The organism is Pantoea sp. B9002, assembly GCF_013385945.1.
GTDB lineage: Bacteria > Pseudomonadota > Gammaproteobacteria > Enterobacterales > Enterobacteriaceae > Pantoea.
Genome location: NZ_JACAPA010000008.1, coordinates 43,579 through 70,497 on the forward strand (window position 1 = coordinate 43,579; position 26,919 = coordinate 70,497).

A 26,919-nucleotide genomic window follows, 5' to 3' on the forward strand; every position below is an offset into this window, starting at 1 on the left:
TCTCGTGCTACGCATGGCAGAACCCTCTGAATTCGATCCACAGCGTTTCACGATGAAAATTTCTTGGTCCGCCTTGTGGGTAAGGCGTTGGCCGGATCGTCCGGCCATGGATGCTTTGGATAGCGCCCTTTCATCTCTTTCTGCACTTCGGGATACGCACCACGCCAGAACGCCGCGAGGTCACGGGTGATCTGCAGCGGACGGTGCGCGGGCGAGAGCAGCTCTAACACCAGCGGTACGCGGCCATCGGCCACCGCCGGATTCTGTGCTTCACCAAACATCTCCTGAATCCGCACCGCCAGCGCGGGTGGCTTCTCCGCATCGTAGCGGATCGGCAGGCGGCTTCCGGTCGGCACAGTGTAATGAGTTGGCAGCACAGTATCCAGCCGCTGACGTTGTGACCATGTCAGCAAATGTAATAATGCGCTGACAAGATTGATGCTCTGCAATCCTTTCAGATCGCGCACCGCGCTCATCTCCGGCAGCAGCCAGCTTTCGAGCGTGTCGAGCAGGCTCTCATCGTCCAGCGGCGGCCACGCCTCTTCCGGCAGCCACTGCGTGGCACAATGCACCCGCAAGCGTAGCTGTTCAGCGTCTTCTTTCCAGCCCAACACCGACAATCCTTTTTCGCGGATCCAGCGCAGCATCGCCGGATGCAATATTTCCGCCTCCGGACGCGCCTGCGGCTGTGCTTTCAGGACCAGCGCACCAATGAGTTCGCGTTTCCACGCGCGCAAAGTACCTTTCTCCTCGTCCCACTCCACGTCGGTGCGCTGCTCAATTAAGGTTGGACACGCGCGGCGCAGCGTGTCGATATCCACCGGCAGCGCCAGCAACATGCGCGCATCGGCGGCGCTGGCGCCCTGCAACAGCGTCGGCGCAATCAGCCACTCATAGCGGCTCAAACCATCCTGCTCGTTGAGCATCGCGCCAATGCCGTTCGCCAGCTGATAGCGCGCGCTGTCGCCACGACGCTGCGCCAGACGATCGGCAAAACCGGCGGCCAGCAGCTGCGGGAACAGGTCGGGATTAATGGTGCCGCCGCTGGCGTTGAGGCGCTTCTGCCACTGACGCGCGCGGCGCTGCCAGTGCGGCTGCGGATGATTAAGCGCATCACGCAGATCGGCGCTGCCGCTGCGTGGCGGATCTTCCAGAATCGCCACCAGCAGCGCGGCGCTGGCGATGGCATCACTATTTTGCCCGGCGGCCACCAGAATGGCGCTCAGGCGCGGATCGCTGCCCAGCGCGGCCATCTTGCGACCGCGCGCGTTGAGCTGGTGATTCTCCAGCGCGCCTAGCTGCGCTAACCGCTCGCACGCCGCACGCAAGTTGCGCGGCGGCGGCGCGTCAAGCCACATAAGCTGCGACGCATTCTGACAACCCCATTGCAGCAGATCGATCTGCAGCGAGGTCAAATCGCTGTTGAGAATTTCCGGTTCGCTCTGCGCCGCAGCACGCAGCGCCTGCTCCTGCGGCAGTAAGTGCAGGCAGATGCCTGGTTCCAGACGGCCAGCACGACCGGCGCGCTGCGTCATCGACGCCTGGCTGATACGCTGCGTTTGCAGCCGCGTCACGCCGCTGCGCACGTCAAACTGCGCCGAGCGCTCCAGCGCGCTATCGACCACTAAACGGATACCTTCGATGGTCAAGCTGGTTTCGGCGATGTTGGTCGCCAGCACCACTTTGCGGCGACCCGCCGGAGACGGCAGGATGGCGCGGCGTTGCGCCTCCAGCGACAGCGCGCCATATAAAGGAGAAAGATCCACCTCGTCACTGACCCGCGCTTCCAGCTCGCGCTTCACCCGTTCGATCTCCGCCACGCCGGGCAGGAACAGCAGCAGCGATCCTGACTCTTCGCGCAGCAGTTGCGCCACCTCACGCGCTACCGCTTCTTCAAAACGTTGCTGGCTGTTGAGCGAAGCATAGCGGCGCGTAACCGGGAAGCTGCGGCCCTCAGAGACCACAAAAGGCGCATCTGGCAGCAGCTGACGCAAATGCAGATTGTCGAGCGTGGCTGACATCAGCAGGATTTTCAGATCGTCGCGTAATCCTTGCTGCACATCGAGCAGCAGCGCCAGCGACAGATCGGCCTGCAGGCTGCGTTCATGGAATTCATCGAGAATCACCAGCGAGACGCCTTCCAGCATTGCATCGTGCTGCAACATGCGCGTCAAAATGCCTTCGGTGACCACTTCGAGGCGCGTGTTGGCACCGCAGCAGTTTTCACCGCGCATGCGATAGCCAACGGTGCCGCCCGGCTGCTCGCCAAGCAGTTCTGCCAGACGCTGCGCCACGTTGCGCGCCGCCAGTCGGCGCGGCTCGAGCATGATGATGCGGCCGGGCAATTGGGCGTGTTGCAGCAGCTGTAACGGCAGCCAGGTCGATTTACCTGCGCCGGTCGGCGCCGCCAGCAACACCTGCGGCGACTGCGCCAGCGCGTCCAGCAACGCAGGCAGCACCTCGCTTACCGGTAACTCACTCAAACTCAACTCCCAAAATGCCTGTGCTAAGATGGCGCGCATTGTAGCACTCTGAGGCGCGGATTACCGGAGGCCAACCTGGCAACGCAACGTCTGTTTTTTGCTCTTGAACTGCCCGCTCCGCTCCAGCAACAGCTGGTACAGTGGCGCGCGGATAATTTTGCTGCCGAAGCCGGAAAACCGGTGGCGGCGGCTAACCTCCACCTGACGCTGGCGTTTCTCGGCGAGGTCAGCGATGAGACGTCACGCAAGCTGCAACTGCTGGCCTCACGCATCGAACAGCCCGGTTTTGCCCTCGATTTGGATGACGCCGGTCACTGGCCGCGTCCCGGCGTGGTATGGCTCGGCTGCCAGCGTGCGCCGCGCGGATTACTGCAGCTCGCCAGCCTGCTGCGCGCGCAAGCGGCACGTCATGGCTGTGCGCAGAGCCCGCAGCCGTTTCATCCGCACGTCACGCTGTTGCGCAACGCGGCGTCACAGATCGCGCTGCCAGCGCGCGGTTTCCACTGGCGCACCGATATCCGCCATTTTGCGTTGTTCACTTCGAACGTGACGCGCGGCCGCACGCGTTATCAGGCGCTGGCCCGCTGGCCGCTACTATCAACCACAGGAGAGTAAATGGAGTTCGATCCGCCGCTCAAACCCGCCCGCTTGATTGCCCGTTACAAACGCTTTTTAGCCGATGTGGTTACACCAGAAGGTGAAACGCTGACCATTCACTGCGCCAATACCGGCGCGATGACCGGCTGCGCCACGCCGGGCGATACCGTGTGGTATTCGACATCCTGCAGTGCCACGCGAAAATATCCGCACAGCTGGGAACTCACCGAGACCCAACAAGGCCACTGGATCTGCGTGAATACGCTGCGCGCCAATCAGCTGGTGCGCGAGGCGCTGACGCTCGACAGCATTCCGGAATTATCCGCTTACAGCCGCTGCCAGCCTGAAGTGAAATACGGCACGGAAAAAAGCCGAATTGACTTCCTGCTGCAAGCGGATGGCCGATCCAACTGCTATATTGAAGTCAAGTCCGTCACCCTTTTACAGGAAGGTAAAGGCTATTTTCCGGATGCGGTGACGGCTCGTGGACAGAAACATCTGCGCGAATTGAGCACCATCGTGGCAGAAGGTCATCGAGCCGTTTTGTTGTTCGCAGTTTTGCATACGGGGATTGAGGACGTTTCCCCGGCACGCCATATCGACGTGCACTACGCAGAACTACTGGAACAGGCGCAGCGTTGTGGTGTGGAAGTTTTGGCGTATCAAGCTCAAATTTCACCGTTAAAGATATTACTTACGCAACCGATTAACGTAGCGTTGTAATATTTATAGCAATTTGGTGTGATAGGAATATTCTGGGCGAGGCGCTGAATACGCGATTGTTCAGAGGCTTGTCAAGTAGTGGTCAGGAATAATTGCCAACCTTGATTGCTTCTGCTATTTATAGCGGCCTGTTTTTTTCCCTTTATGGGAATCGATAAGCCCTAAATCGTTCAGGTTGCAGGCACACAGTCAACGCACATGCAACTTGACGTATCTAGGGAAGTGCGTGTTATCCAGGAGAAACAACATGCAAGAAGGGCAAAACCGTAAAACATCGTCCCTGAGTATCCTCGCCATCGCTGGAGTTGAGCCTTATCAGGTGAAACCGGGCGAAGAGTATATGAACGACGCCCAGCTAGGCCATTTCCGTAAGATTCTGGAAGCCTGGCGCAACCAACTTCGGGATGAAGTAGATCGCACTGTGTCACATATGCAGGACGAAGCTGCCAACTTCCCGGATCCGGTCGACCGTGCTGCGCAGGAAGAAGAGTTCAGCCTGGAATTGCGTAACCGCGATCGTGAGCGCAAACTCATTAAAAAGATTGAGAAAACGCTCAAGAAAGTGGATGACGACGATTTCGGTTACTGCGACTCCTGCGGTGTAGAAATTGGTATTCGCCGCCTTGAAGCGCGTCCGACTGCCGATCTCTGCATTGACTGCAAAACGCTGGCAGAAATCCGCGAGAAGCAGATGGCTGGCTAATGGCCGTGAGCAAATTGTTACCGCACAGCCGGGAAAATCCCTGTTTTCCCGACGTGCGGTACACTTCGTTATGAATCCTTCAAACTGCATTGGGCGTTTCGCCCCCTCTCCTTCTGGTGACCTCCATTTTGGTTCGCTGATTGCTGCGTTAGGCAGTTACCTGAGTGCGCGCGCGCAACAGGGACGCTGGCTGGTGCGCATCGAAGATATCGATCCCCCGCGTGAAGTTCCCGGTGCCGCAACGCGTATTTTGCAGCAACTGGAACATTATGGTCTTTACTGGGATGGCGACGTTTTGTGGCAGTCACAGCGCCACGACGCCTATCGCGCCGCGCTGAGCTGGCTGCAAACCCATCGACAAAGTTACTTCTGCACCTGCACGCGCAGCCGCATCCAGCAGCTGGGCGGTTTTTATGATGGTCACTGTCGCGATTTGCAGCTGCCGCCGGACAACGCCGCGCTGCGCCTGCGTCAGCATGCGCCGGTTAACGGCTTTAACGATCGCCTGCGCGGCCATTTGCAGGCTGAAGCGCAGCTGGCGCAGGAAGATTTTATTATCCACCGCCGTGATGGGCTGTTTGCCTACAATCTCGCGGTGGTGGTTGATGACCATTTTCAGGGCGTGACGGAAATCGTGCGCGGCGCGGATTTGATTGAGCCAACGGTGCGCCAGATTGCGCTGTATCAGCAGTTTGCCTGGCCGGTGCCGGATTACCTGCATTTGCCGCTGGCGGTTAATCGCGATGGCAACAAGCTTTCCAAGCAGAATCATGCGCCCGCGCTACCGGATGGCGATGCGCGGCCGCTGCTGGTGCAGGCTTTGCGCTTTCTTGGCCAGCCGGTTTCGCCAGGCTGGCAGGATGAATCGCTGGAAAGCCTGTTGAAACAGGCCGTCGCGCAGTGGAATATCCGCCTGATTCCGTTGCAGAACGGTCTTAAAGAGGATGAAACGACATCACCATTCCTAAATGGTTCTCAACAGGCTATGATTAGCCGCTGATTTTATTAACACCCTTTTTCTCACTGTCGAGGTGTCCCATTTTTACCCGAGTCGCTAATTTTTGCCGGAGAGTCCTCAAGCGTGATGAGGAGGCGCCTGAAGAGGTGGAAGCTGAAAGTCCTGGTCAGATGACTGTCATTCCACGAGAAAGCCACAACATCTCACGCAAAGATATCAGCGAAAACGCCCTCAAAGTGCTCTATCGCCTGAATAAAGCCGGATTCGAAGCCTACCTGGTTGGCGGCGGCGTGCGCGATTTGCTGCTCGGCAGCAAGCCGAAAGACTTTGATATCACCACCAACGCCACGCCTGAACAGATGCGTAAGCTGTTCCGCAACTGCCGTTTGGTGGGTCGTCGTTTTCGTCTGGCACATGTGATGTTCGGTCCGGAAGTGATCGAAGTCGCCACCTTCCGTGGTCATCATCATGAAGAGAGCGAAGAAGATCGCAACAGCTCGCAGCGCGGCCAGAACGGCATGCTGCTGCGCGACAACATTTTCGGCAGCATTGAAGATGATGCCCAGCGCCGCGATCTCACCATCAACAGCCTCTATTACAGCGTGGCCGATTTCACCGTACGTGATTACGTCGGTGGCTTGCACGATCTGCACGAAGGCATCATTCGTATGATTGGCGATCCGGAAACGCGCTACCGCGAAGATCCGGTGCGCATGCTGCGCGTGGTGCGCTTCGCCGCCAAGCTGCAGATGCGTATCGCGGCAGAAACGGCCGAGCCGATCCCGCGTCTGGCAACGCTGCTGAATGACATTCCGCCAGCGCGTATGTTTGAAGAGTCGCTCAAGCTGCTGCAAGCTGGTTACGGCTACCGCACCTATCAGATGATGCGTGAATATCAGCTGTTCCAGCCGCTGTTCCCGATGCTAACGCGCGGCTTCACCGCCGAAAGCGACAGCCTGATGGAACGTATGCTGGCGCAGGTTCTGAAAAATACGGATACCCGCCTGCAAAATGATATGCGCGTCAATCCGGCCTTCCTGTTTGCCGCGATGTTCTGGTATCCGCAGCTGGAATCCGCCGAACGCATTGCGCAGGAAAGCGGCCTGACCTACTACGATGCTTTCGCCTTGTCGATGAACGAAACGCTGGATGAAGCCTGCCGCGCGCTGGCGATTCCCAAGCGTATCACCACGCTGATTCGTGATATCTGGCAGCTGCAGCTGCGCATGTCGCGTCGTCATGGCAAGCGTGCGTGGAAGCTGATGGAGCATCCTAAGTTCCGTGCCGCTTACGATTTGATGGCGCTGCGTGCCGACGTGGAAAACAATCCTGAGCTGCAAAAGCTGACGCATTGGTGGGGCGAGTTCCAGGCGGCGGCACCGGTACAGCAGAAAACCATGATGACCACGCTGGGCGACGATCCGGCCCCGCGCCGTAAACCGCGCCGTCCGCGTCGCCGTCCAACCGGGCCTCGCACAAACAGTCCGCAATGACCCGCGTTTACCTCGCATTAGGCAGTAATCTGGCCGATCCGCTGCATCAGGTTGATGCAGCGTTGGCCGCGCTCGATGCCATTCCGCACACCTCGCGCATCGCCACATCTTCCCTGTATCGCACACCGCCGTACGGCCCGCCGGATCAGCCTGATTACCTTAATGCGGTGGTGGCGCTGGAAACCGCGCTGGACGCCGACGCGCTGCTCGATCATACCCAGCGCATTGAGCTGCAACACGGCCGCGTGCGCAAAGCTGAACGCTGGGGACCGCGCACGCTGGATCTCGATATCATGCTGTTTGGCGACGCCACCATTAACACGCCGCGCCTGACCGTGCCGCATTACGACATGCACAATCGCGCCTTTATGCTGGTGCCGCTGCTGGAAATTGCCCCGCAAGTGTCGCTGCCGAATGGACAAGCCTTATCTGTGATTCTTGCCACCCTGGATCGCAGCGCTATCCGTTTGTGGTCTGAGTAAGCCGTAGTACACTGCGCGCATCAGAAAACTCTGGAGCGTGTGATGAAACCAACAACCCTCTCCCATTTACGCCAACTCAAAACCAGCGGCCGCAAATTTGCCACGCTGACGGCGTACGACTTCAGTTTTGCCCGCCTGTTTGCCGATGAAGGCATTCAGGTGATGCTGATTGGCGATTCGCTCGGCATGACCGTGCAGGGCCACGAATCGACCTTGCCGGTCACCGTGGCCGATATCGCCTATCACACCGCCGCCGTGCGCCGTGGCGCGCCGCTGGCGTTGCTGATGGCCGATCTGCCGTTTATGAGTTATGCCACGCCGGAACAGACCTTCAACAACGCCGCACAGCTGATGCGCGCGGGCGCCAATATGGTGAAGCTGGAAGGCGGCGAGTGGCTGGCGGAAACCGTGCGAATGCTAACCGAGCGCGCCGTGCCGGTGTGCGGTCATCTGGGCCTGACGCCGCAGTCGGTGAACATCTTCGGTGGCTATAAAGTGCAGGGCCGCGATGAAGCCGCCGCTGAACGTCTGCTGGCCGATGCGCTGGCGCTGGAAGCCGCCGGTATGCAGCTGCTGGTGCTGGAGTGCGTGCCGGTGGCGCTGGCGGAACGCGTGACCCAAGCGCTGTCGGTGCCGGTGATCGGCATCGGCGCGGGCAACGTCACTGACGGCCAGATTCTGGTGATGCACGACGCCTTTGGCATTACCGGCGGTCACATTCCCAAATTTGCCAAAAATTTCCTCGCAGAAACCGGCGACATTCGTGCGGCGATTCGCCAATATATCGCCGACGTTGAGGCGGGCCTCTATCCAGCCGCTGAACACAGTTTCCAGTAAATCAGGAGATTTGCAGTGCTGATCATTGAAACACTGCCGATGCTGCGTCGTGAAATTCGTCGCTGGCGTCAGGCAGGTAAACGTATCGCGCTGGTGCCCACTATGGGCAACCTGCACGACGGTCATCTGACGTTGGTCGATGAAGCGCGCGAGCGCGCCGACGTTGTGGTGGTATCGATTTTCGTCAATCCGATGCAGTTTGATCGTCCCGACGATCTGGCGCGCTATCCGCGCACGCTGCAGGACGACTGCGAGAAGCTAAATCGTCATAGTGTGGATCTGGTGTTCGCACCCGCGCCCGCGGATGTCTATCCGCAAGGCCTGGATAGCCAAACCTTCGTGGAAGTGCCGGGTTTATCATCGCTGCTGGAAGGTGCCAGCCGTCCGGGACATTTCCGCGGCGTCTCCACCATCGTCAGCAAACTGTTTAATCTGGTGCAGCCAGACATCGCCTGCTTCGGCGAGAAGGATTTCCAGCAACTGGCGATTATCCGCAAGATGGTGGCGGATATGGGCTTCGATATCGAGATTGTGGGCGTGCCAACGGTGCGCGCGAAAGATGGTCTGGCGCTGAGTTCGCGCAATGGCTATCTCACCGCCGACGAGCGTAACATCGCCGCCGGTCTCAGCCAGGTGATGAACAGCATGGCCGCACGTCTGAGCAACGGCGAGCGCCATGTCGAAGAGATTATCGAGCACGCGGAAGTGGCGTTGCGTGAGAAGGGTTTCCGTCCGGATGGACTGGCGATTTGCGATGCCGAAACCTTACAAGCGCTGAACGTGGACAGCCAGCGCGCGGTGATTTTGATGGCCGCATGGCTCGGCAATGCGCGTCTGATTGATAATCAGCAAGTGGATCTGACGGAGTAGTTTTCCGTCGTTTATTGGCAGCTTAACAAGGTTAGACAGTTATGATTCGCACCGTACTTCAAGGCAAACTGCATCGCGTTAAAGTCACTCAGGCAGATTTGCATTACGAAGGTTCCTGCGCCATTGACCAGGATTTCCTCGACGCATCCGGCATTCTGCAATACGAAGCCATCGACATTTACAACGTCACCAATGGCCAGCGTTTTTCCACTTACGCGATTGCCGCTGAACGTGGCTCGAAGATCATCTCAGTCAACGGTGCCGCCGCGCGCTGCGCCTGCGCTGGCGATATCATGATCATCTGCTCTTACGTGCAGGTCGAAGATGAAGTCGCGCGCAGCTGGCAGCCGAAAGTCGCCTACTTCGAAGGCGATAACGAAATGAAGCGCCTCGCTAAGGCGTTGCCGGTCCAGGTCGCCTGATATAACAAGGGCGGGATTAAATCCCGCCCTTGTTATCGTAGGGTCGCCATTCATGGCGACCTTCTTGAACGCCGCACTAAAACCTACGTACGCAACCCGCGCCCACGCTGAATCAGCGAATACACCAGCACATAAAACACCACGATAAACGCGATCAGCACCGACAGCGTGAACACCAGCGGCACATCGTTGATGCCGAGGAAACCGTAACGGAAGCCGCTGATCATATACACCACCGGATTCAGCTTCGACACCGCTTGCCAGAACGGCGGCAGCAGCGTCAGCGAATAGAACACGCCGCCGAGGTAGGTTAACGGCGTCAGCACAAAGGTGGGAATCAGGCTGATATCGTCAAAGGTGCGTGCGAATACCGCATTCAGCAGGCCCGCCAGCGAGAACAGAATCGCCGTCAGCAGTAGCGTCAGCGCCACCATCGACCACGAATGTACGTGGAACGGCACGAAGAACAGCGAAATCGCGGTAACCAAAATCCCCACGCACACGCCGCGCGCCACGCCGCCGCCGACATAACCGGCGATGATGATGTGCGTTGGCACCGGCGCTACCAGCAGCTCTTCAATGTTGCGCTGGAACTTGGCGCTAAAGAACGACGACGCCACGTTGGCGTAAGCGTTGGTGATCACCGCCATCATGATCAGGCCCGGCACGATAAACTGCATGTAGCTGAAACCGTGCATATCGCCGATGCGTGAACCGATCAGGTTGCCGAAGATGATGAAGTAGAGCGTCATGGTGATCACCGGCGGCACCAGCGTCTGAATCCAGATGCGGGCGAAGCGGTTGATCTCTTTGCTCCAGATGCTCTTGAGCGCCACCCAATACAAGTGCGTCATGCTTTCACTCCTGTTTTTCCCTGTGTCAGGCTGACGAACAGCTCCTCAAGGCGGTTAGCTTTATTGCGCATGCTCAGCACCTGCACGCCCTGCGCGCTCAGCTGACTGAACACGCTGTTCAGACCTTGCTCACGCATCACTTCCACTTCCAGCGTCGAGGTATCGACCAGACGATACTGGAAGCCCTCCAGCTGCGGCAGCGGGCTGCGCGGCGCCAGATCGAGAATAAATGTTTCGGATTGCAGCTTGGAGAGCAACCCTTTCATCGAGGTGTTCTCCACCAGCTCGCCGCTCTGAATAATGCCGATATTGCGGCACAGCATTTCCGCCTCTTCCAGATAGTGCGTGGTGAGGATGATGGTGGTGCCTTTGATATTCAGCTCTTTCAGGAAGCTCCACATCGAACGGCGCAGTTCGATATCCACGCCCGCGGTCGGTTCGTCGAGGATCAGCAGCTTCGGCTCATGCATCAGCGCACGCGCAATCATCAGACGACGCTTCATACCGCCCGAAAGCATGCGCGCGCGTTCGTTGCGTTTGCCCCACAGATCGAGCTGATTGAGGTATTTTTCCGCGCGCTTGTTAGCTTCAGCACGTTCAACGCCGTAGTAACCGGCCTGATTGACCACAATCTGCATCACGGTTTCAAACGGGTTGAAGTTGAACTCCTGCGGCACCAGACCGAGCTGGCGCTTGGCGTTGACCATGTCTTTTTGCAGGTCGTAACCAAACACGCGCACGCTGCCGCCGGTTTTATTCACTAACGAGCTGATAATACCGATGGTGGTGGATTTACCGGCGCCGTTTGGCCCCAGCAAGGCGTAAAAGTCGCCCGCTTCCACGTTGAGATCGAGTCCTTTCAGCGCCTGTACGCCGCCGGGATAGGTTTTGGTCAGCCCGGAAATTTCCAGTGCATATGTCATTGCGAATCCATACCTTGTTGTAGAGACATCAAAGGCCTATGAAAATGAAAATGCGCACGAGCGATGTCGCGGTCATTAACATTAAGAAATCAATGGAGTTTAGCAGAGAGTCGAGCCAGCCCATAAACCGTTGGCTTACGGGCTGCGCAGTGTATCGCAGGCGGGGAAGTTTAGCCTTGGACGATTGTGCGGTTATTCACCGGTCGGGATAACTTTGCCGATATACGGCAGATGGCGATAGCGCTGGGCGTAATCGATACCAAAGCCGACCACGAACTCATCGGGAATGGTAAAGCCAACGTATTCGACGGTGACGTCCACTTCGCGTCGCTCTGGCTTATCCAGCAAGGTACAAATCGCCAATGACTTTGGCTCGCGCAGGCGCAGGATTTCACGCACTTTGCTCAGCGTGTTGCCGGAATCGATGATGTCTTCCACGATCAGCACATCCTTGCCACGAATGTCTTCATCAAGATCTTTGAGAATTTTCACATCGCGGCTGCTCGACATGCCGCTGCCGTAGCTTGACGCAGTCATAAAATCGACTTCATGCGGCACGTCGATGGCGCGGCACAAATCGGCCATAAACATAAAGGAGCCGCGCAGCAAACCCACCAGCACCATTTCGCTGCCGCTGTCGCGGTAGTGCTCGTTGATCTGCTTGCCCAGTTCGGCAATTCGGGTTGCGATCTCTTGCTCGGAGATCATCACGTCGACGGTATGTTTCATTGCATGCGTCCAGTTACGGTTTTTGGAAAGCCACGAAGTCTATCATAGTCGAGCCAGCGTCTAACGCCGCGCACAGAACGCAAACGATTCCGTGGCGAAATTTATCGCGCTGGCGTTAACTGTAGGAACATGTCCGCCCCTTCACCGCCGAGTTCTGGAGTTCCTATGACCGCTTCATCCAGTAAAAAAACCAAGATTGGTACGCGCGAGCTGCACCCGGAAACGCAGATGCTGAATTACGGTTACGATCCGCAGTTATCAGAAGGCGCGGTGAAACCGCCGGTGTTTCTCACCTCCACCTTTGTGTTTAACAGCGCCGAAGAGGGACAGGACTTTTTCGATTTCGTCGCCGGGCGCAAGCAGCCGCCGGAAGGCAAAAGTGGCGGACTGGTCTATTCACGCTTCAACCATCCCAACAGCGAAATCGTTGAGGATCGGCTGGCGGTGTATGAAGGCGCGGAAAGTGCGGCGCTGTTCTCCTCCGGCATGTCGGCGATTGCCACCACGCTGCTGACGTTTGCGCGTCCGGGCGAAGTGATTCTGCATTCCCAGCCGCTGTACGGCGGCACCGAAACGCTGCTGAGCAAAACGCTGCACGATTTGGAGATCAAAGCGGTGGGTTTCAGTGATGGCACCGATGAAGATAAGGTGCATGAAGCGGCGAAGCTGGCGTGGCAGCGCGGACGCGTGGCGCTGATTCTGATCGAGACGCCCGCCAATCCCACCAACAGTTTGGTGGACATTCAGTTGATGCAGCAAGTGGCGGATGTGATTGCGCAGCAGCAAGGTTCACGACCGATTCTCGCCTGCGATAACACGCTGCTGGGGCCGGTGTTTCAGCAGCCATTGCAGCATGGCGCAGATTTGTCGCTCTATTCACTGACCAAATATGTCGGCGGCCATTCGGATTTGATTGCCGGTGCGGTGCTGGGTAGTAAAGCGCTGGTGGGGAAAGTGCGTTCGCTGCGCAGCGCCATCGGTACGCAGCTGGATCCGCACTCCAGCTGGATGATTGGCCGCTCGCTGGAAACGCTGTCGTTGCGTATGGAGAAAGCCACCAGCAATGCCGAGAAAGTGGCGGCGTTTTTACGCGATCATCCGCAGGTGGAAAAACTGCATTGGCTGCCGTATCTGGCGGCAGAAAGTCCGGCGGGCAAAACGTATCAGCGCCAGTGCAGCGGCGCCGGTTCAACCTTCTCGTTTGATATTCGTGGCGGGCAAGCGGCGGCGTTCCGTTTCCTTAATACGCTGGAACTGTTCAAGCTGGCGGTGAGCCTCGGTGGCACCGAGTCGCTCGCCAGCCATCCTGCCAGCACCACCCATTCGGGCGTGCCGCAGGATGTACGACAGCGTATTGGCATCACCGATGCGACCGTGCGCTTGTCGATTGGTATCGAACATCCTGACGACCTGATCGAAGATATCCGCCTGGCGCTGGAGGCTGCGGTTAACTGACGCTAAAACCGAGCATCATGCCGGTATCTTCATGCTCCAGTAGATGGCAATGCGCCATGTACGCATTGTCGGCGTTGGCGACATAGTTGAAGCGCACCAGCACTTCGCTGCGCCAGCCGTTAACGCTGACGATATCTTTCCAGCCTGCGCGATGTGGCGCAGGCGGCTTGCCGTTTTCGGACAGGATGCGGAATTGCGTGCCGTGAATGTGGAACGGATGCAGCATTTGATCGCCTTCACCGGAAATCGTCCACTTCTCCACTTTGCCCAATTCCACGTTGAACATCGGCTTGGTCATGTTAAATGCCTGCCCGTTGATCTTGTTGCCGTTATGGAAATCATAGGCGGCAGTTTTGCCGTGGCTGCCGTGATCCATCGCCATATCGCCATGATCCATCGGCTTCGCGCTATCACTCATCGCCATGTTGCCATGATCCATTTTCATGCCGCCCATGGCTTTATCGCCGTAACGATCCATCAGCGCTTGCATGCCTTGCTGATCAAGCTGCGGATCCATCATCAGCTGCAGCCAGCGGCTTTGCAGGCCTTCGGTGGCGGGAATTGGCGGCAGATCGACCAACTTGTCCGGCAGCGTTCCGCTGGCCATCACGCGCAGCGGCAGAATGTTGACCAGCGGCAGCGGTTGATCGAACGGCGCCAGCGTCATGCCCATCTGTGTAACCGGCAGCGTCACCACGTCGAAAGCTTTGCCGTCTGACGTATCTACCAGCACTTCAAAACGCTCGCCAGGCAGCAGCGGCAAGCTATCCACTTTCACCGGTTCGGCCAGCAATCCGCCGTCGCTGCCAATCACATACAGCGAACGTTGATCGCTGGTGGCAATGTGCAGCGAACGCGCGTTACAGCCGTTAAGCAAACGCAGACGCAGCCAGCCGCGTGGCACCGCATGCTGCGGATATTGCACGCCGTTGGTCAGCATCAGATCGCCAAACCAGCCGACGGCGGCACGCATGATATCGAGCTGATAATCGATTTGCGTTCCCGCTTTATTCAGCTGCTTATCCTGGAAAATCAGCGGCACATCGTCTTCGCCCCACTGCATCGGCAGACGCAACTTGCCGGACGCTTCATCTTCCAGCAGCACCAAACCCGCCAGACCTTGCGCCACCTGATAACCGGTTTTACCGTGTTGATGCGGATGGAACCAGCAGGTCGCGGCGGGTTGATCGGGCGTGAAACTCACCTGACGCGTCGCGCCGGGCGCAATAATCCCTTGCGGACCGCCATCGACATCGCCGGGAATCTCCAGCCCATGCCAGTGCAAGGTGGTGGCTTCCGGCAGCTGGTTATGGATATTAACCGTGACGGCTTTTTCACGTTGCAGGCGCAGCGCGGGCCCGAGCAATCCACCGTTGTATCCCCAGGTTGGCACCGCTTTGCCATTCCATTGGCTGCTGCCGGTCATGGCGGTTAAGGTGTATTGCCCGCGGGCATCAGGCTGCAAAATGGAGGGAATCGGCAATAATGGGCGCGTGGCGGCCATTAGTGAGCGGCTCCACAGCGGCAGCGCACCGGCGGCGCTGAGTGCGGCAGTCAACTTTAGAAAATGACGACGTTGCATATTCTTATCCTTGTCGTGAATAAGGGCACAGCGTAAACCTTTACCCTGCGGGAGGGTCAAGCCCTGAAACAGATTGCACTGATAAAATTGGTGGGAATGGCCCGAAAGGGCAAATTTAGCGGAATACCGGCAATAACTGTGCTAACGTCAATAAATTGTCCCTTGTTGAGAATGATTATGATGAAAAGCATCAAGATCCTGCTGCTGGCGGGACTCCTTGGCTTCTCCTCCACCAGTTTTGCCCTGAGCGAATCCGAAGCAGAAGATCTGGCCGACCTCACCGCGGTGTTCGTTTATCTCAAGAACGATTGTGGCTATCAGGATTTGCCGGACGCACAGATTCGTAAAGCGCTGGTGTTTTTCGCCCAACAGAATCGTTGGGATTTAAGCAACTACAGCAATTACAACATGAAGTCGCTGGGCGAAGAGAGCTACAAGGATCTGAGCGGCATCGCCATCACCAACGACAAGAAGTGTAAGTCGCTGGCGCGCGATTCGTTGAGTTTACTGGCTTACGTTAAGTAATAATTGCCCGCTGGTTGGTGCTTGCTGCCCCCTCCTCGGTTGGTGCTTGCTGTCCCCTCCTCGGTTGGTGCCCGCAGTCCCCCTCCTCGGTTGGTGCCCGCAGTCCCCCTCCTCGGTCCTCCCCCACAAGTGGGGGAGGAAGATGCTGCAATATGGTAGTTGGGAGTTGCATGTGGCAGCGTCTCCTTCCCCCGCTGGCGGGGGAAGGCCGGGATGGGGGACAGCCAGCACAATCTAAACCGTTAACTCCAACCCAATACCACGCTCGCGCAGGTCGCGGCACACCGCTTCATCCAGACGCGCATCCGTCACCACATCGGTCAGGCTATCAATCGGCGCGGCGCAATACAGCGACCACGAACCGTATTTACTGCTGTCCGCCAGCAGAACCCGGCGGCGCGCGTTGGCCAGCAAGTCCATCTTCAATCCGGCTTTATCTTCGGTTGGCGTAGTAATCCCGCGTTCGATGCTCCACGAGTTGCAGCTGACAAAAGCAATATCGGGATTGATGCTGCGCAGCAAACGACGTCCATGTTCGCCAATGCACGACTGGCTGGAATCATCGATGCGTCCACCAATAATGGTGGTTTCTATTTGCTTAAACTCGGACAGAAACAGCGCGATATGCAGATCGGCGGTAATCACGCGCAGCTTGAGGTGCGTCAGCTGGCGCGCCAGCTCCAGCATGGTGGTGCCGGCATCCAGCACCACCGCATCACCCGACTGCACGTAGCTGGCGGCAAACTGCGCGATGGCCTGCTTCTCGGCGAGGTTACGCTGCATCTTCTCCAGCGTGGTGGGCTGATTGGGGATAAAGCGATTCAGCGTGACGCCGCCGTGGCTGCGGCTAATAACGCCTTCCTTGTCCAGCTTGATCAGATCGCGGCGGATCGTCGCTGGCGAGGCGGAAATAGCGCTCACCAGTTGTTCAACAGTGACCAAATTATGGCTCTTCAGATAATCCATAATCTGGTCGAGACGGCTTTGTCCCTTCATATTTCCCTATGCAAGCTGCATCGCGAGTTTAATGGAGATCGCCATGCTCGCAGAGTTCGCTTTACCTGTCCAGGCGATATCAAACGCGGTGCCGTGGTCCGCCGAGGTGCGGATAAACGGCAGGCCCGCAGTGATGTTAACACCATCATAAAAGCCTAATAATTTCAGTGGGATATGCCCCTGATCGTGGTACATCGCCACCACCATATCGTACTGTCCTTCCTGACACTGCAGGAACACGGTATCGGGCGGACACGGGCCGCTGACATCAATGCCCTGCGCTTTCATGGCCTTAATGGCAGGCGCGACGATGGTGATCTCTTCATCACCAAACAGACCGTTTTCACCGGCATGCGGATTAACGCCCGCCACGGCGATGCGCGGCTTGTCGAAACCGACGCGGCGCAGGAAGCTGTCGGCCATGCCGATCACCGTCTTAATGCGCTCGCCGTTTAAGGTATCGAGGAACTTGCGCAGCGCGATATGCGTGGTGACGTGAATCACTTTTAGCTTATCGGTGTAGAGCACCATGGCATAATTTTTGGTGTTGGTCAGTTGCGCCAGCAGTTCGGTGTGGCCGGGATAAAGATGTCCCGCCGAGTGCAGCGCCTCTTTATTTAACGGCGCGGTGGCGATCGCCTGCACGTCGCCAGCCAGCGCCAGTTCGGTGGCGCGTTTGACGCAGCGCCAGGCCAAATCTCCCGCTGCTTTCTGCACCACGCCGGGCTGCAGCGCGGCGGCATCCGCCAGCGGCTCATCAATCACGTTGATAATGCCGGGCGCGAAATGCGCATCCTTGACCTGATCGAGCACGCGCAGTTCAGCCTGCGGCGTGACATTGAGTCCCATCACCCGACGCAGGGTGTTGGCGCAGCCGACCACCACGGCAGGCACGCCCGCTAACTCACCTTCTGCCAGCGCTTTAATGATGATCTCCGGGCCGATGCCCGCCGGATCGCCCATGGTAATCGCAATAATTTTACTCACTTGACTTCTCCTCAATAAAACGAATGGCTTCTACCAGGGTGTTTTCGTCACCAAAGCCACCTGCTTTGGTCATCACCGGCAGGTGTAATTCACTGTTAAGCAAAACCCCGTGCGGCACGCAGCCCGCCACAAGGCCCTGAATCTGGAAACCGCTCGCGCCAAACGCCTGCGCCACGGCAATCGCCACATCACCGCCAGAGAGATACAGCCCAGCGGGCTGCACCTCGCGGCACACGCGGCGGGTTAACTGCGCGAGAAACTGGCAGATGCGCTCGCCCAATAATTGACGTGAAACCTGATGCTGTTGGCACAACTGCTCAATCTCATGGCGCTGATCGGCGTGTTGCGTAGTGCGTACCACGCAATGTGCACCGTCGTGCAACGCCTGCTGCATTGCCTGCTGCCACTGTTCAGCCTGCGGCCAGGCCGGTTGGGCAAACAGCTGGCGGATATCAATCTCGATAACGCAGATGTCGCGCTGGCTGGCGAGGCGCGTAATCTGCTGCTGCGCAATGGCACTCATCGAGCCAACCACCGCCAGCACCGGACGGCGGGCCAGCAACGCGCCGAGCGCATCGCTGAGACCGGATGCGCCGGCCAGCAGTGGACGCGTCTCCAGCGTGGCTACCGCCGCCATTAATAAGGCAATATCGGCGTCCTGCTCGATATCCACCACCAGCAAACCTTGCTTACTGGCGAGTACCTGCGCCAGTTGCCCACCGCGCAGCGTGGCGAGATCGAGGGTTTCACCCGGCAAGGTGCTCTGCATCTGCAATCGCGTCAGCACATGGCCGCTGGTGACCGGCGTTTTAGGATCGCTGGCGAATTCGCTGTCGATCAGACGCTGCTGATGGATCCACACTTCACCCGCACGCGTGGTGCGTCCCAGCTTCGGCACCGCCGGCACCACTAAGGCTAGTGTTTTACCGCTGGCCTGCATCGCGGCGGCGATTTCTGCGCCGGGATTGCCGCGCAGCGTGGAATCAATCTTCTTAAACAACCAACCATCGTTAGCGATGGCCTGATGTTGCTCAATCGCAGCCCGCGTGCGCCGGGCCGCTTCCTGCGCGCTGAGCGCACGGCTATCGGTGCTGATTACCAGCACATCGGCGGCATCAGCGTCATGCGGGGTGCTGCTATCAAACAGCACATGCACTCGCGCTCCGGCTTGTGCCAGCCCGCTGCCCGCGTCATTGGCGCCGGTGAAATCATCGGCAATCACCAGGACTGGCGTTTTCCATGGCGGTAAAGTCATGCTCTCTCCTGTTCCGGCTGCTGCCGTGCTGTAATGATTATATTCAATCATGATTGATTATATGTGAGCAAGATCAAATTAATCGAAATCAATTTGCCCTATAAAATTAGGCACTGTAGTGATAGACCTCGCGCTGCTTGAGCAAACTTAATCATTCAGCGTAAAAAACGTAAGGGTATGAGATGAATATCAACAGCACCGTGATCAGTGGCTTTCAGGCGCTTAATGACCTCAGCTATTTACTGCAAGGTAAAGAAAAAGCGCTGCTGGTGACCGATAAGAATATTGAAGGCATTCCGGCGGTGCAGACGCTGATTGCCCAGTTGAAGCAGCAGATTGCCAGCCTGAGCATCGTCAATACGGTGCCGCCAGAGCCCAGCCAGCACGACGTGGCGGCCATTGTCGCCGCGCTGCCGAGCAGCGATGTGGATCTGGTGATTGGCGTCGGCGGTGGCAGCGTACTGGACGTCGCCAAGCTGCTGTCGATTCTGTGTGTCGAGGGCGCACCTACGCTGGATGCGCTGCTGGCCGGTGAAAAACCGCAGACGCGCACCACTTCGCTGCTGATCCCTACCACCGCAGGCACCGGCTCCGAAGCCACGCCCAACGCGATTCTGGCGATCCCTGAGAAAGAGACCAAAGTCGGCATTATCACGCCGGTGATGCTGCCAGATTATGTCGCGCTGGTGCCAGAACTCACCACCAGCATGCCACCGCACATCGCCTCTTCAACTGGAATCGATGCGCTGTGCCATTTGATCGAGTGCTTTACCGCGACCGTGTCCAATCCGGTGAGCGATAACTATGCGCTGATCGGCATGAAAAAGCTGTTTGCCAGCCTCGAAACCACTATCGCCGAACCAGACAATCTCGAAGCGCGCCTGAATATGCTGTGGGCTTCTTATTATGGCGGCGCTTCCATTGCGCATGCCGGTACGCATCTGGTGCACGCCATGTCTTATCCGCTGGGTGGCAAATATCACCTGCCGCACGGCGTCGCCAACGCCATTCTGCTCGCGCCCTGTATGCGCGTTGTGCGACCGGTGGCGGTGAGCAAATTCGCTCAGGCTTACGATCTGCTGCCGGATGCCGATACCACGCTGGATGATGAAGCCAAATCCCACGCGCTGGTGGCGTATTTTGCCGCGCTGGTGAAACGCCTGAAGCTGCCCGCCAGCCTGGAAGAACTGGGTATCGGCCCGGATCATCTGCCGTATCTGGTGGAGGCCGCGCTCGACGTGCAGCGCCTGATGAAGAATGTACCGATGAAAGTGGGCGCCGATGACGTACGAAACGTCTACCTGGCGCTGTTTCCGGCTTTAAATCACTAAGGATTATCGAGGACAACATGAGCAAGAAAATTAAGGGCGTGTTAACCGCCATCGTCACCACTTTAGATCGCGACGGCGCATTCAATCCAGCCGCCCAACGCGAACAGGTGCAACGTCAGTTAAGCGCCGGCAACGGCATCTTCTGCGGCGGCACCAACGGCGAATTCTTCGTGCTGAACGAACAGGAGAAGCTGGCGGTGACGCAGACCTGCGTTGATGAAGTTAACGGCCGCGCGCCGGTGGTGGCGCACATTGGCGAGATCTCCACGCGTGAAACCATTCGTCTCGGGAAACAAGTGGCGAAGCTGGGCGTGGATGCGGTTTCGGTCATCACGCCCTACTTCGTACCGCTAAAGCAGGAAGAGCTGATTGCCCACTATCGCGCGGTGGCTGACGCCATCGACGTGCCGCTGTTCCTCTACAACATTCCAGCGCGCACCGGCAATACGCTGCAGCCGGAAACCGTTCGTACGCTGGCCGCGCACCCGAACATCATCGGCATCAAAGACAGCGCCGGTAGCTATGAGAGCCTGAGCGGCTTCCTGCAAGCGGCTGCAGGAATCGACAGTTTCAATGTGCTGAACGGCCCGGATTCGCTGATCCATCAGGGCTTTGTCGACGGCTGCTCGGCCTGTATTTCTGGTCTCGCTAACGTGGCGCCTAAAGAGATCAACGCGATTTGGGCACACTTCCATGCGGGTGACATCGAAGGTTCGCGCCTGGCGCAGGAAAATGTCACCGGTCTGCGCACCGATCTGTATAGCGTGGGCTTCTCTCCCGCCGCAGTGAAAAAAGCGGTGACGCTGCTCGGTTTTGAGGTTGGCGACAGCCGCTACGCGGTGAGTTTCTCTGCCGAAGAAGAGCAGAAGATTCGCCAGATTGTGAATCAGTATTTGCAGTGATTAGAGTCATCGCTATAGCGGCGTGAAGCCGGTTTCAATCGCCGCACATGCCGTAGCGGCGCGATTTATCGCGCAATAAATTGCGCCGCTACGATGCATGCGCTCCGCGAGAACGGTTTTTATTTTTAACATCGGGAAGAATTATGAAAGTCATCTGTACCTCACCGTCGTTTGCGAAATATGACGCGACGCCGATAGCCACACTGCAACAGCAAGGTTTTGAGCTGATCACGCTGCCTGCCGATGCGCCGCTGAGCGCACTGGCGCCGCATCTGGCGGACACCGTGGCGCTGATCGTGGCCTTTACCGACATCAACGAAGAGCTGCTGGCGTTAGCGCCACAGCTGAAAATCGTCTGTAAGCACGGTGTCGGCGTCGACAACATCAATCTGGAAGCGACGCGTGCACGCGGGATTTACGTCACCAACGTGCCGGATGCCAACAAACATGCGGTCGCCGATTTCGCCTTTGCTTTGATCCTCAACAGCGCGCGTCAGATTACCCAGGCCGCCATCGAAACCCGTGCGGGCAGTTGGCCGCGTATTTTTGCCACCAACGTCTACGGCAAAACGCTGGGCATCATCGGGCTGGGCAATATTGGCAAGCAGGTCGCGCTGCGCGCCAAAGGCTTTAACATGCGGGTGATCGCGTTTGATTTTTATCCTGATGAGCCGTTTGCTGCTGAACACGGCATCGAATTCGTCACGCTGGATCAGCTCACCGAAACCAGCGATTTCATCACTCTGCACATGCCGCTTACCGACAAAACGCAGAATCTGTTTGATGCCGCGCGCCTCAAACGCATGAAGAAAAATGCCTTCCTGATTAATGCCTCACGCGGCGGCGTAGTGAACGAACAGGATCTCTATCAGGCGCTGCTGGATAACGTGATCGCCGGTGCAGCAGCTGACGTCTTTGTGCAGGAACCGCTGACCGAGCATCCGCTGTTTACGCTCAGCAACTTCATTCCCACTTCGCATATCGCCGGTTATACCGACGGTGCGATCAGCGCGATCGGTGAACGTTGCGTGACGCAAATCGTGCAGTGCATCCAACAGGGCGAACGCCCAATCAACGTGATGAACGGGCTGGAATAATACGCCGCCTTACCCTGTAACCTTTTTCGAGTGGATAATTACTATGACTAACTCTGCGCGCTCGAGTCGTATCCGTTGGTGGATTGCTGGCCTGATGTGGCTGGCCATCGCCATTAACTACATTGACCGCACCGTGCTCTCGGCAGCGGCACCGCATCTGATCAAAGAGCTCGATATCAATCCTGAAATGATGGGCTTCATCATGGCGGCGTTCTTCTGGTCGTATGCGCTGTTGCAGATCCCGGCGGGCTGGTTCGCCGATCGCTACGGCCAGAAAAAAGGGCTTGGCATCGCCGTCGGCTGGTGGTCAATCGCCACCATGGCGATGGGACTGGCGACCGGCTTTAAATCGCTGCTGGCGCTGCGTTTAGCACTCGGCGTCGGTGAAGCCGCCGCCTATCCCAGCAACGCGGGCATTACCGCGCGCTGGTTCCCGGATCGCGAACGCGCCACGGTTTCTGGCCTGTTCGACAGCGCCTCCAAGTTTGGTGGTGCGGTGGCCATGCCGCTGATCGTCTTTATGATCGCCCTGTTCGACTGGCGTCTGACCTTCCTCGCTATTGGTGCGCTGGGCTTGTTCTGGGTGATTGCCTGGTACTTTATCTACGCCGAGAACCCGGAAGATCATAAGTCGATCAGTAAAGAAGAAGTGCGCTTCATCCGTGATGGCCAGGCACAAAAGCACGGCGACAAAAGCGTGCGTCCGATGAAGTGGTACAAGCTGCTGCGCTACCGCAATATCTGGGCGATGTGCATTGGCTTCTTCACTATCAACTATACCTCGTACTTCTTTATTACCTGGCTGCCGACCTATCTGGTGAAAGATAAAGGCATGGATTTCCTCAAAATGGGGATGGTGGCTGCGCTGCCGCTGATCTGCGGCATGGTGATTGAAGTGCTGGCGGGTTGGGCATCGGATCGCATGGTGCATAACAAAGTGCTGTCGCTGACCGCCACGCGCAAACTGTTTCTTACCATCGGCCTGATGATGGCGCTGTGCATCGGTTTTGCCCCGTTTACCGATTCGGTGTTTACGACCGTGCTGCTGCTGTGTATCGCCAAATCAGGCACTACCGTGGCGGCATCACAAGTGTGGGCATTGCCGGGCGATGTGGCGCCGCAAAACAGCGTGTCGATTGTGGCTGGCCTGCAGAATACTGTCTCTAACATGGGCGGCGCGGTGGGGCCGATTATTACCGGCGCGATTGTTGGCGCAACCGGTCATTTTACCTGGGCGCTGGTGTTCTCGGCGGTGCTGGTGGTGATTGGCATTCTTAACTATCTGTTCCTGATGGGTAAAGTTGAACCTATCGTCGATGAGGAACAGGTTACGCATGCGCATTCCGTTGCAAGCGGCGCGGCGCGGTAATCGGGTGGGTCGCCATGAATGGCGACCCTACGTTATTTACCCGCAATAAACAGCCGATAAGCGGCAATTACTTCGAGAAAATCTTCGACGCCACAGAAAGAGAGGCTCTCTTCGTCGTAATAGGTCATGCCCTCTTCCATGCCGTCATCTTCCAGCGCCAGCTGGTTGGCACGAATCATCACCTCTTCGTCATCCAGCCACAGCGTGTATTCATGCCCGACACGCTGCCACTGATTGATGGTGCCTTTCACCTGTTGGGCGGCGGCCTCAACCTCATCCAGCAACGGCAGATTGTCTTTGACCTCTTCGTTAAACCAGTGCCCCACCGCTTCGTGGTCCATCGACATACGCACTTTGACCTGACCGGTCAAATCACGCAGAAATTCATATTCCATGATTGCCTCATACTGATGACGCGCCGTGCAGCACAGTGTTAGTGCATTTTGTGCGCAGCACGCTGAATAAAGTGGGATCGCGCTCGCATTATGCCTGGAGATGTCAGTGGAAAAAAGGGCATAAAAAAAGGGACGATTTTCATCGTCCCCTTGTTCATCCCGATAACCGATTAAACGGCAGTCTGGAAGATCACTGTGTCGGCTTTGTCAGTGTATTGTCCCAGCTGATCAAAGTTAAGGTAGCGATAAGTGTCAGCCGCGGTCTTATCAACCTGCAGCATGAACTGCTGATACTCGTCCGGCGTTGGCAGCTTGCCAAGCAGCGAAGCGACCGCCGCCAATTCAGCTGACGCCAGGAAGACGTTCGCGCCGGTACCCAGACGGTTCGGGAAGTTACGGGTTGAGGTGGAAACCACCGTCGCGCCGTCCGCCACACGCGCCTGGTTACCCATGCACAGTGAACAGCCCGGAATCTCGATACGCGCACCGCTCTTACCGAAGACGCTGTAATAGCCCTCTTCGGTCAGCTGCGCGGCGTCCATTTTGGTTGGCGGCGCAACCCACAAGCGAGTTGGCAGCTGGCCTTTATGGGCATCCAGCAGTTTACCGGCCGCGCGGAAGTGACCGATGTTGGTCATGCACGAACCGATGAACACTTCGTCAATCTTCTCGCCCTGCACGTCAGACAACCAACGTGCGTCGTCTGGATCGTTCGGTGCGCACAGAATTGGCTCTTTGATCTCTGCCAGATCGATGTCGATCACCGCAGCGTATTCGGCATCCGCATCGCCTTCCAGCAGTTGTGGATCGGCCAGCCATTTCTGCATGCCTTCAATGCGGCGCTCCAGCGTACGACGATCGCCGTAGCCTTCCGAGATCATCCACTTCAGCAGCACGATGTTCGAGTTGAGATACTCGATGATCGGCTCTTTATCCAGCTTGATGGTACAGCCAGCAGCAGAACGCTCAGCCGAGGCATCGGTCAGCTCAAATGCCTGCTCAACTTTCAGTTTCGGCAGACCTTCGATTTCCAGCACGCGTCCAGAGAAGATGTTTTTCTTACCTTTCTTCTCAACGGTCAGCAGGCCAGCTTTGATCGCGTACAGTGGAATAGCGTGTACTAGATCGCGCAGGGTGATACCCGGCTGCATTTCGCCTTTGAAGCGCACCAGCACCGATTCCGGCATATCCAGCGGCATCACGCCGGTCGCAGCAGCAAACGCCACCAGACCAGAACCTGCCGGGAAGGAAATACCGATTGGGAAACGGGTGTGTGAGTCACCGCCGGTGCCGACGGTATCTGGCAGCAGCATACGGTTCAGCCAGCTGTGGATAACGCCATCGCCCGGACGCAGCGACACGCCGCCACGGTTCATGATGAAGTCTGGCAGCGTATGGTGCGTGGTCACGTCAACCGGCTTCGGATAGGCCGCGGTGTGGCAGAATGACTGCATCACCAGGTCAGCCGAGAAGCCGAGGCACGCCAGGTCTTTCAGTTCATCACGGGTCATTGGACCGGTGGTGTCCTGAGAACCCACTGACGTCATTTTTGGTTCGCAGTACGCGCCCGGACGGACACCGTCTACGCCGCACGCGCGGCCAACCATTTTCTGCGCCAGCGAGTAACCGCGGGAGCTGGCAGCCACATCTTTGGCTTGCACGAACACATCGCTGTGCGGCAGACCCAGCGCTTCGCGCGCTTTGGTGGTCAGGCCACGACCGATGATCAGCGGAATACGACCGCCCGCACGGACTTCGTCCAGCAGCACGTCGGTCTTCAGCTCGAAGGTCGCCAGCAATTCATCGGTTTCGTGATTGCGCACTTCGCCTTTGTACGGGTAAACGTCAATGACATCGCCCATGTTCAGACGATCAACGTCGAGCTCGATCGGCAAGGCGCCCGCATCTTCCATGGTGTTGAAGAAGATAGGAGCGATTTTACCGCCGAGGCACAGACCGCCGCCCTTCTTGTTCGGCACGTAAGGAATATCGTCGCCCATAAACCACAGCACCGAGTTGGTGGCGGATTTACGTGAAGAACCGGTACCAACCACGTCGCCGACATAGGTCAGCGGGAAGCCTTTGGTCTGCAGTGCTTCGATCTGTTTGATCGGGCCAATGTTACCAGCATCGTCGGGTTCGATGCCTTCACGGGCGTTTTTCAGCATTGCCAGCGCGTGCAGTGGAATATCCGGACGTGACCATGCATCCGGCGCCGGAGAGAGGTCGTCGGTGTTGGTTTCGCCGGTCACTTTGAACACGGTGGTGGTGATTTTTTCAGCCAGTTTTGGACGCTTCAGGAACCATTCGGCATCGGCCCAGGACTGGATAATTTTTTTCGCGTGTGGGTTACCCGCTTTGGCTTTCTCTTCGACATCGTAGAAGTTATCGAACATCAGCAGCGTGTGAGACAGGGCTTCGGCAGCAATTGGTGCTAAGGCTTCATCTTCTAACGCTTCAATCAGCGCATGGATGTTATAACCGCCCTGCATGGTGCCCAGCAGCTCAACGGCTTTTTCGCGAGTAACCAGAGGAGAGTGGGCTTCGCCCTTAGTGACAGCTGCCAGGAAACCGGCTTTTACGTACGCCGCTTCATCAACACCTGGTGGGACACGATTGACCAACAGGTCGGTCAGGAATTCTTCTTCACCCGCTGGCGGGTTTTTCAGCAGTTCAACCAGCGCGGCCATTTGGGAAGCATCTAACGGCTTAGGTACGATTCCCTGGGCAGCACGCTCGGCAACGTGCTTACGGTATTCTTCTAGCACGACGTTCTCCTCGCTCTCATTGTATAGCTTTCCGGTGCACCCCTTGATGCTGTCGAACAGTAGGGTGAGGTGCCCGGTTCCGCGTGGGGCAGCATAGCAGCATTTCGCCTGATTGTTAATCTGTTTACAAAAAAGCAACATCCGTGCGTTTTTTAGCAGCATCATCTGCAAATTGAGCGGGAT

At 57.5% G+C, this 26,919-nt stretch carries 25 protein-coding genes; 15 read left to right on the top strand and 10 right to left on the bottom strand.

The features are described 5' to 3' along the window. Positions 1–47 precede the first annotated feature (47 nt). Positions 48–2,522 carry an ATP-dependent helicase HrpB gene (gene hrpB, locus HX773_RS04975; protein ID WP_176970664.1) on the bottom strand — a complete coding sequence of 825 codons (2,475 nt, stop codon included), beginning with the start codon at positions 2,520–2,522 and terminating at the stop codon, positions 48–50. Positions 2,523–2,558: 36 nt separating this feature from the next. Here hrpB and thpR point away from each other — a divergent pair, with 36 nt between their 5' ends. The 9 genes from thpR to panD all read left to right on the top strand — a co-directional run bounded on the left by thpR (position 2,559) and on the right by panD (position 9,568). Further along, positions 2,559–3,098 (top strand): RNA 2',3'-cyclic phosphodiesterase, encoded by a 540-nt coding sequence (thpR, locus tag HX773_RS04980; protein WP_176970795.1) that lies wholly within the window; start codon positions 2,559–2,561, stop codon positions 3,096–3,098. Then, positions 3,099–3,803 (top strand): DNA/RNA nuclease SfsA, encoded by a 705-nt coding sequence (gene sfsA / locus HX773_RS04985; RefSeq protein ID WP_176970665.1) that lies wholly within the window; start codon positions 3,099–3,101, stop codon positions 3,801–3,803. It abuts the gene before it with no gap. Between the two features lie 247 nt (positions 3,804–4,050). Beyond that, positions 4,051–4,506: an RNA polymerase-binding protein DksA gene (gene dksA, locus HX773_RS04990; protein WP_007888770.1), complete on the top strand. Its 456-nt coding sequence runs from the start codon at positions 4,051–4,053 to the stop codon at positions 4,504–4,506. Positions 4,507–4,576: 70 nt separating this feature from the next. Next, entirely contained in the window at positions 4,577–5,506 is a 930-nt protein-coding gene (gene gluQRS / locus HX773_RS04995) for a tRNA glutamyl-Q(34) synthetase GluQRS (protein ID WP_176970666.1), read from the top strand. A 38-nt stretch (positions 5,507–5,544) separates the two neighbouring features. Then, positions 5,545–6,957 carry a polynucleotide adenylyltransferase PcnB gene (gene pcnB / locus HX773_RS05000; protein WP_206098210.1) on the top strand — a complete coding sequence of 471 codons (1,413 nt, stop codon included), beginning with the start codon at positions 5,545–5,547 and terminating at the stop codon, positions 6,955–6,957. Then, positions 6,954–7,439 (top strand): 2-amino-4-hydroxy-6-hydroxymethyldihydropteridine diphosphokinase, encoded by a 486-nt coding sequence (folK, locus tag HX773_RS05005; protein WP_176970667.1) that lies wholly within the window; start codon positions 6,954–6,956, stop codon positions 7,437–7,439. The genes pcnB and folK overlap by 4 nt, the downstream gene beginning before the upstream one ends. Positions 7,440–7,481: 42 nt before the next feature. Beyond that, entirely contained in the window at positions 7,482–8,276 is a 795-nt protein-coding gene (gene panB / locus HX773_RS05010; protein WP_176970668.1) for a 3-methyl-2-oxobutanoate hydroxymethyltransferase, read from the top strand. Positions 8,277–8,291: 15 nt separating this feature from the next. Continuing rightward, the gene (gene panC, locus HX773_RS05015; RefSeq protein WP_176970669.1) at positions 8,292–9,146 is read left to right on the top strand and encodes a pantoate--beta-alanine ligase; all 855 of its coding nucleotides are present in this window, start codon (positions 8,292–8,294) and stop codon (positions 9,144–9,146) included. A gap of 41 nt (positions 9,147–9,187) precedes the next feature. Continuing rightward, positions 9,188–9,568 carry an aspartate 1-decarboxylase gene (gene panD, locus HX773_RS05020; protein ID WP_007888760.1) on the top strand — a complete coding sequence of 127 codons (381 nt, stop codon included), beginning with the start codon at positions 9,188–9,190 and terminating at the stop codon, positions 9,566–9,568. 83 nt (positions 9,569–9,651) lie between these two features. Here panD and HX773_RS05025 read toward each other — a convergent pair whose 3' ends face one another. From HX773_RS05025 to hpt, 3 genes are all read right to left on the bottom strand, one after another. Continuing rightward, positions 9,652–10,422: an ABC transporter permease gene (locus HX773_RS05025; RefSeq protein WP_101762076.1), complete on the bottom strand. Its 771-nt coding sequence runs from the start codon at positions 10,420–10,422 to the stop codon at positions 9,652–9,654. Continuing rightward, positions 10,419–11,345, bottom strand: a complete 927-nt coding sequence (locus tag HX773_RS05030; protein WP_176970670.1) for an ABC transporter ATP-binding protein — start codon at positions 11,343–11,345, stop codon at positions 10,419–10,421. Before HX773_RS05030 ends, HX773_RS05025 begins: the two co-directional genes overlap by 4 nt. Before the next feature lie 192 nt (positions 11,346–11,537). After that, positions 11,538–12,074, bottom strand: a complete 537-nt coding sequence (gene hpt, locus HX773_RS05035) for a hypoxanthine phosphoribosyltransferase (RefSeq protein WP_176970671.1) — start codon at positions 12,072–12,074, stop codon at positions 11,538–11,540. Positions 12,075–12,239: 165 nt separating this feature from the next. On the opposite strand from hpt, the gene HX773_RS05040 reads away from it, so the two are divergent. Next, positions 12,240–13,529, top strand: a complete 1,290-nt coding sequence (locus tag HX773_RS05040) for a cystathionine gamma-synthase family protein (protein WP_176970672.1) — start codon at positions 12,240–12,242, stop codon at positions 13,527–13,529. On the opposite strand, the gene cueO is transcribed toward HX773_RS05040, so the two are convergent. Beyond that, positions 13,522–15,111 (bottom strand): multicopper oxidase CueO, encoded by a 1,590-nt coding sequence (gene cueO / locus HX773_RS05045; protein WP_176970673.1) that lies wholly within the window; start codon positions 15,109–15,111, stop codon positions 13,522–13,524. The genes HX773_RS05040 and cueO overlap by 8 nt on opposite strands. Positions 15,112–15,288: 177 nt before the next feature. On the opposite strand from cueO, the gene HX773_RS05050 reads away from it, so the two are divergent. Beyond that, positions 15,289–15,636 (top strand): YacC family pilotin-like protein, encoded by a 348-nt coding sequence (locus HX773_RS05050; protein WP_176970674.1) that lies wholly within the window; start codon positions 15,289–15,291, stop codon positions 15,634–15,636. Positions 15,637–15,870: 234 nt separating this feature from the next. Here the strand turns inward: HX773_RS05050 and HX773_RS05055 are convergent, their stop codons facing one another. From HX773_RS05055 to HX773_RS05065, 3 genes are read right to left on the bottom strand one after another with little or no spacing between them, the layout of a single operon-like run. Further along, positions 15,871–16,632: a DeoR/GlpR family DNA-binding transcription regulator gene (locus HX773_RS05055; protein ID WP_176970675.1), complete on the bottom strand. Its 762-nt coding sequence runs from the start codon at positions 16,630–16,632 to the stop codon at positions 15,871–15,873. A 6-nt stretch (positions 16,633–16,638) separates the two neighbouring features. Then, on the bottom strand, positions 16,639–17,619 hold the full coding sequence (locus HX773_RS05060) for a D-threonate 4-phosphate dehydrogenase (protein WP_176970676.1): 981 nt from the start codon (positions 17,617–17,619) through the stop codon (positions 16,639–16,641). Next, entirely contained in the window at positions 17,612–18,874 is a 1,263-nt protein-coding gene (locus tag HX773_RS05065) for a four-carbon acid sugar kinase family protein (RefSeq protein ID WP_176970677.1), read from the bottom strand. Before HX773_RS05065 ends, HX773_RS05060 begins: the two co-directional genes overlap by 8 nt. Positions 18,875–19,056: 182 nt before the next feature. On the opposite strand from HX773_RS05065, the gene HX773_RS05070 reads away from it, so the two are divergent. The 4 genes from HX773_RS05070 to HX773_RS05085 all read left to right on the top strand — a co-directional run bounded on the left by HX773_RS05070 (position 19,057) and on the right by HX773_RS05085 (position 23,573). Further along, positions 19,057–20,205: an iron-containing alcohol dehydrogenase gene (locus tag HX773_RS05070; RefSeq protein ID WP_176970678.1), complete on the top strand. Its 1,149-nt coding sequence runs from the start codon at positions 19,057–19,059 to the stop codon at positions 20,203–20,205. Positions 20,206–20,222: 17 nt separating this feature from the next. Continuing rightward, positions 20,223–21,107, top strand: a complete 885-nt coding sequence (locus HX773_RS05075) for a dihydrodipicolinate synthase family protein (protein ID WP_176970679.1) — start codon at positions 20,223–20,225, stop codon at positions 21,105–21,107. Positions 21,108–21,250: 143 nt separating this feature from the next. Beyond that, a complete protein-coding gene (locus HX773_RS05080) occupies positions 21,251–22,204 on the top strand; it encodes a phosphoglycerate dehydrogenase (protein ID WP_176970680.1) in 954 nt (317 codons plus the stop codon). 43 nt (positions 22,205–22,247) lie between these two features. Beyond that, on the top strand, positions 22,248–23,573 hold the full coding sequence (locus tag HX773_RS05085) for an MFS transporter (RefSeq protein WP_176970681.1): 1,326 nt from the start codon (positions 22,248–22,250) through the stop codon (positions 23,571–23,573). Between the two features lie 32 nt (positions 23,574–23,605). Here the strand turns inward: HX773_RS05085 and yacL are convergent, their stop codons facing one another. Beyond that, entirely contained in the window at positions 23,606–23,968 is a 363-nt protein-coding gene (gene yacL, locus HX773_RS05090) for a protein YacL (RefSeq protein WP_176970682.1), read from the bottom strand. Positions 23,969–24,138: 170 nt separating this feature from the next. Continuing rightward, complete coding sequence (gene acnB / locus HX773_RS05095) at positions 24,139–26,736, bottom strand: bifunctional aconitate hydratase 2/2-methylisocitrate dehydratase (RefSeq protein WP_176970683.1); 2,598 nt, start codon at positions 26,734–26,736, stop codon at positions 24,139–24,141. Positions 26,737–26,919: the final 183 nt, after the last annotated feature.